General features: G+C 75.4%; 4 protein-coding genes. 3 read left to right on the forward strand and 1 reads right to left on the reverse strand.

The genetic code is table 11. The features are described 5' to 3' along the window. Window positions 1-54 precede the first annotated feature (54 nt). Entirely contained in the window at window positions 55-1053 is a 999-nt protein-coding gene (locus GTW43_RS17100) for a Gfo/Idh/MocA family oxidoreductase (protein ID WP_161302890.1), read from the reverse strand. Window positions 1054-1176: 123 nt separating this feature from the next. On the opposite strand from GTW43_RS17100, the gene GTW43_RS17105 reads away from it, so the two are divergent. The 3 genes from GTW43_RS17105 to GTW43_RS17115 all read left to right on the forward strand — a co-directional run bounded on the left by GTW43_RS17105 (window position 1177) and on the right by GTW43_RS17115 (window position 4660). After that, the gene (locus tag GTW43_RS17105) at window positions 1177-2487 is read left to right on the forward strand and encodes a multidrug effflux MFS transporter (RefSeq protein WP_161302891.1); all 1311 of its coding nucleotides are present in this window, start codon (window positions 1177-1179) and stop codon (window positions 2485-2487) included. Window positions 2488-2570: 83 nt separating this feature from the next. Further along, the gene (locus tag GTW43_RS17110; protein ID WP_237536640.1) at window positions 2571-3620 is read left to right on the forward strand and encodes a serine hydrolase domain-containing protein; all 1050 of its coding nucleotides are present in this window, start codon (window positions 2571-2573) and stop codon (window positions 3618-3620) included. A 41-nt stretch (window positions 3621-3661) separates the two neighbouring features. Continuing rightward, window positions 3662-4660 carry a small ribosomal subunit Rsm22 family protein gene (locus GTW43_RS17115; RefSeq protein WP_161302893.1) on the forward strand — a complete coding sequence of 333 codons (999 nt, stop codon included), beginning with the start codon at window positions 3662-3664 and terminating at the stop codon, window positions 4658-4660. Window positions 4661-4761 lie beyond the last annotated feature (101 nt).

Here is a 4761-nt window from a genome sequence, read left to right on the forward strand (position 1 = left end):
CGCGGGGAACTGCGCGACCAGCCCCCACCGGCGCGCACCCGGCGACGGGACAGCTCACCGCTCCCCGGGGTACCGCACCCCGACCGCCGAGCGCACAGCGTCCAGCGTGCGCATCACGGCCAGCGTCCCCTCCAACGGCACGAGGGCCGACTCCGTCGCACCGGCCCGCAGCCGGGACATCACCTCACGCGCCTCGTGTCGGTACGAGTCCCGCGGCCCGTCCACCGGATCCGCCGCGAACTCCTGCGGCTCCCGCCCGTCCCGGTGCAGCACGAACCGCTCCGGGTGGAAGAACCCGCCGGGCACGTCGATGCGCCCCGCGGACCCCGTCACCGAAGCCGTCACCCCCGTACCGGAGTTGATCGCGCAGTGCAGCAGCGCCCGCGCCCCGCTCTCCCAGGACAGCAGCATCCCGGTCTGCAGGTCGACGCCCTCGGGCGAGAGCTCCGCCGACGCCGTCACGGCGGCCGGCTCGCCGAGCAGCAGGTGCGCGAACGACACCGGGTACACGCCGAGGTCCAGCGTCGCCCCGCCGCCCTGCGCGGGGTCCCGCAGCCGGTGCGACCGGGGGAAGGGGCCCGCGAGCCCGAAGTCGGCCTGGACCGTGCGGACCTCACCGATCGCCCCGTCGTCGACGAGCGCCTTCAGCCGCCGGATCATCGGGTTGCAGTACATCCACATGGCCTCCATGAGGAACAGGCCCCGCTCGCGCGCGAGCGCCACCAGCTCCTCGGCCTCCCGCACGTTCAGCGTGAACGCCTTCTCGCAGAGCACCGCGCGCCCCGCCTCCAGGCAGAGCCCGGCCGCCTCGCGGTGCGCCGAGTGCGGTGTGGCCACGTACACGACGTCGACGTCCTGGTCCGCGGCCAGCGAGGCCCAGTCGCCGTACGCCCGGCCGATGCCGAACCGGTCGGCGAACGCCTTCGCCGACGCCTCGGAGCGGGAGGCCACCGCCACCACCTCGGCGTCCGGCAGATCGAGCAGATCCGCCGTGAACGACGCGGCGATACCGCCCGTCGCGAGAATTCCCCAGCGCACGCGTTCCCCAGCCATCCCGGCCCACCTGTCTGTCGCCCGTCGGTCGGTCCCGACCACTCCGCCGAGCTGAGAGCATAGGTAATCGCACGTACGACCGGGAGAGCCGGCGGGGACGGGAAGGGAACGGGGAGCTTCGGGATGGCGGAGAGCTGTAGCACCGGGACGGCACGGGACACCGGAACGGCGCCTCCTGCGTCGCCCCCGCCGCGGGCGCTGCCGCCCGCCGCGCGCACGGGACTCCTCGTCACCCTCGTGCTCGGCGGACTGACCGCCGTGCCGCCGCTGTCGATGGACATGTACCTCCCGGCCCTGCCCCAGGTGACCGGCGCCCTGCACACCTCCGCGGCCACCGCACAGCTCACCCTGACCGCGTGCCTGACCGGCATGGCGCTCGGCCAGCTGGTGGTCGGCCCGATGAGCGACCGCTGGGGCCGGCGCGGCCCGCTCCTCGCCGGACTGCTCGTCTACGTCGCCGCCACCGCGATCTGCGCCCTCGCACCGAGCGCCGCCCTGCTCATCGCCTTCCGGCTGCTCCAGGGCCTCGCGGGCGCGGCCGGCATCGTCATCGCCCGTGCCGTCGTGCGCGATCTCTACGACGGTGTCGCCATGGCCCGCTTCTTCTCGACGCTCATGCTGATCTCCGGTGTCGCCCCGATCGTCGCCCCGCTGATCGGCGGTCAGGTGCTGCGCGTCACCGACTGGCGCGGCGTCTTCGTCGTGCTCACGGTCATCGGCCTCGCCCTCACCGCGCTGGTGTGGAAGGCCCTGCCCGAGACGCTGGCGCCGGAGCGGCGGCACGCCGGGGGCGTCGGCGAGGCGCTGCGCACCATGCGCGGGCTGCTCGCCGACCGGGTCTTCGCCGGGTACATGATCGCGGGCGGCTTCGCGTTCGCCGCGCTGTTCGCCTACATCAGCGCCTCCCCGTTCGTGATCCAGGAGATCTACGGCGCGTCCCCGCAGACCTTCAGCCTCCTCTTCGGACTCAACTCGGTCGGCCTGATCGCCGTCGGCCAGATCAACGGCAAGCTGCTCGTCGGCCGCGTCGACCTCGACAAGGTGCTCGGCACCGGACTCGCGCTGATCGTCCTCGCCGCGCTCTTCCTGCTCCTCGTCGCGACCGGGGCCTTCGGCAGCCCGCAGGAGCTGGGCCTCGTGCCGGTCTCCGCGGGGCTGTTCGTCCTCATGGCCTCGATGGCCCTCGCGACGCCGAACACGAACGCGCTCGCCCTCATGCGCACCCCGCACGCGGCCGGCTCCGCCTCCGCGCTGCTCGGCACCTCCTCGTTCCTGATCGGCGCGGTCGCCTCGCCGCTCGTCGGCATCGCGGGCGAGCACACCGCCGTGCCCATGGCCGTCGTCCAGGTCGGCTGCGGCCTCGCCGCCGCGCTCGCCTTCGTCACCCTGTGCCGCCCCTGGCAGCAGCGGACCGGGGAGGTGCGGGCGCTCTGAGCACGCCACGACTGCGCCACGGAACCCCCGAGCGGGCCGGGCTCGACGCCGGACAACTGGCCCGCCTCGTCAGAGACGTACGGATGCTGCCCGAAGGCGCCCGCCCCTGGTGCGCGGGCGCCGTCCTGCTCGCCGGACGCGGCCCGGTGATCGCCGCCGAGGCGGTCTGCGGCTGGGCCGTGCGCTACAGCGCCTACGACGAACGCGTCGACCGGGGCGTCGAACTGCCGCCCGCCGCCCGCGTCCCCATGACCCTGGACACCGCCTTCGACCTGGCCTCCCTCACCAAGCTCTTCACGTCGATCGCCGTCGTCCAGCAGATCGAGCGCGGCACCCTCGGCATCGACGCGAAGGTCGGCGCCTACCTGCCCGAGTTCACCGGCGCCGCCGCCCACGGCCTCACCGTGCGCGGCCTGCTCACCCACACCTCGGGCCTGCGCCCCGAACTCCCGCTGTACGCCGCCCGGGACCAGGCCGCCCGCACCGCCGCCCTGCGCGCCGAGGAGCCGGCCTTCCCGCCGGGGGAGTACCGCTACTCCGACCTGAACATGCTGCTGCTCCAGCACCTCCTGGAGCGGATCACCGGCCGCCCGCTCGACGTGCTGGTCCGCGACGGCATCACCCGCCCGCTCGGCATGACCGCCACCTCCTACGGGCCCCGGCCGGGCGCCGCCGCCACCGAGGACCAGGGCCGCCCCTGGGCCAAGGCCGACCGCGGCATGCTGCGCGGCGAGGTGCACGACGAGAACGCGTGGGCGCTCGGCGGCGTCGCCGGTCACGCGGGCCTCTTCTCGACCGCGCACGATCTCGCCGTCCTGTGCCGCACCCTGCTCGGCGGCGGCTCGTACGGCACCGCCCGCATCCTCGGGCCCGACTTCGTCGACCTCATGCTGGCCGCGCCCGGGCTCGGCTTCGCCGTCGACCAGCCCGCGTTCATGGGGGAGCTCGCGGGCTCCGGCGCGGCCGGCCACACCGGCTTCACCGGCACCTCCCTGGTCATCGACCCGGCCACGGACACCTTCCTCGTGCTGCTCGCCAACACGGTCCACCCGCGCCGCCGCCCCGCCGACAGCGCCCCGCGCGCGGCCGCGGCCACCCGGCTGGCCCGGGCGGTGATCCCGCTCGGGCCGTAGCGCGGCACGGCGGCACCGGGCGCAGGCCCTAAAATTCCCGGGTGAACGCCCCCACCCAGTCACCCGCCGACACCCTGCGCTCGGCCCTCGCCGGACTCCTCGACGGCCTGCCGCCGACCCAGGCGGCCCGCGCCGTGGACCGGCTCATCGCCAGCTACCGGGGCACCACCCCGACCGACGCGCCGATCCTGCGGGACCGGGCGGACGTCGCGGCGTACGCCGCGTACCGGATGCCGGCCACCTACGAGGCGGTCCGCTCCGCGCTCGACGCCCTCGCCGGCGCGGCCCCCGAGGACTGGTCGCCCGCCGGGCACCTCGACATCGGCGGCGGCACCGGGGCGGCGGTCTGGGCGGCCCGCACCGTCTTCCCCGCCGCGCGCCCCACGACGGTCCTCGACTGGTCGCAGCCCGCGCTCGACCTGGGGCGCGAACTGGCCGCCGCCGACCCGTGGCTGGCGTCCGGCGTCCGCTGGGAGCGGTCCCGGATCGGCGCCGCGCCGGGGCTGCCCGCGACGGACCTCGTCACGGTCTCCTACGTCCTCAAGGAGCTGACCGCGGCGGACCGGGCGGCGCTGACCGCCGCGGCGGCCGGTGCGGCGACCGGCGCGGTCGTCGTCGTCGAGCCCGGTACGCCCGACGGGTACGAGCGCGTCATCGAGGCCCGGGACGCGCTGATCGCCGCAGGTTTCCACGTCGCGGCCCCGTGCCCGCACAGCGCGGCCTGCCCGATCGTGCCCGGCACCGACTGGTGCCACTTCTCGGCGCGGGTCAGCCGGTCGTCCCTGCACCGGCAGGTCAAGGGCGGGTCGCTCGCGTACGAGGACGAGAAGTTCGCGTACGTCGCGGCGACGCGGTTCGCGCCGCGGGACCCGCGCGCGCGGGTCGTGCGCAGGCCGCAGATCCGCAAGGGGCAGGTCCTCCTCGACCTGTGCGAGCCGGTGCCCGGGCTGGACCGGGTGACGGTGACGAAGAAGCACGGGGCGCTGTACCGGGCGGCCCGGGACGCGCAGTGGGGGGACCCGTGGCCGCCGCGGCCGTAACCGGTAGATCGCCGGGTGCACGCCAATGGGGCTTCTCGCGCCCCGCGGCGGAGCCGCTGATGTGACAGCCCCGCGCCCCTGAAATGCAGGCGCTGCGCGCC

This window comes from Streptomyces sp. SID5785 (assembly GCF_009870065.1).
Classification (GTDB): Bacteria; Actinomycetota; Actinomycetes; order Streptomycetales; family Streptomycetaceae; genus Streptomyces.

What these genes read in the sequence shown, in the direction of transcription:
- GTW43_RS17110 (WP_237536640.1), top strand. Translation starts at nt 2,571, where the DNA reads ATGCTGCCCGAAGGCGCCCGCCCCTGGTGCGCGGGCGCCGTCCTGCTC.
- GTW43_RS17100 (WP_161302890.1), bottom strand. Translation starts at nt 1,053, where the DNA reads ATGGCTGGGGAACGCGTGCGCTGGGGAATTCTCGCGACGGGCGGTATC.
- GTW43_RS17105 (WP_161302891.1), top strand. Translation starts at nt 1,177, where the DNA reads ATGGCGGAGAGCTGTAGCACCGGGACGGCACGGGACACCGGAACGGCG.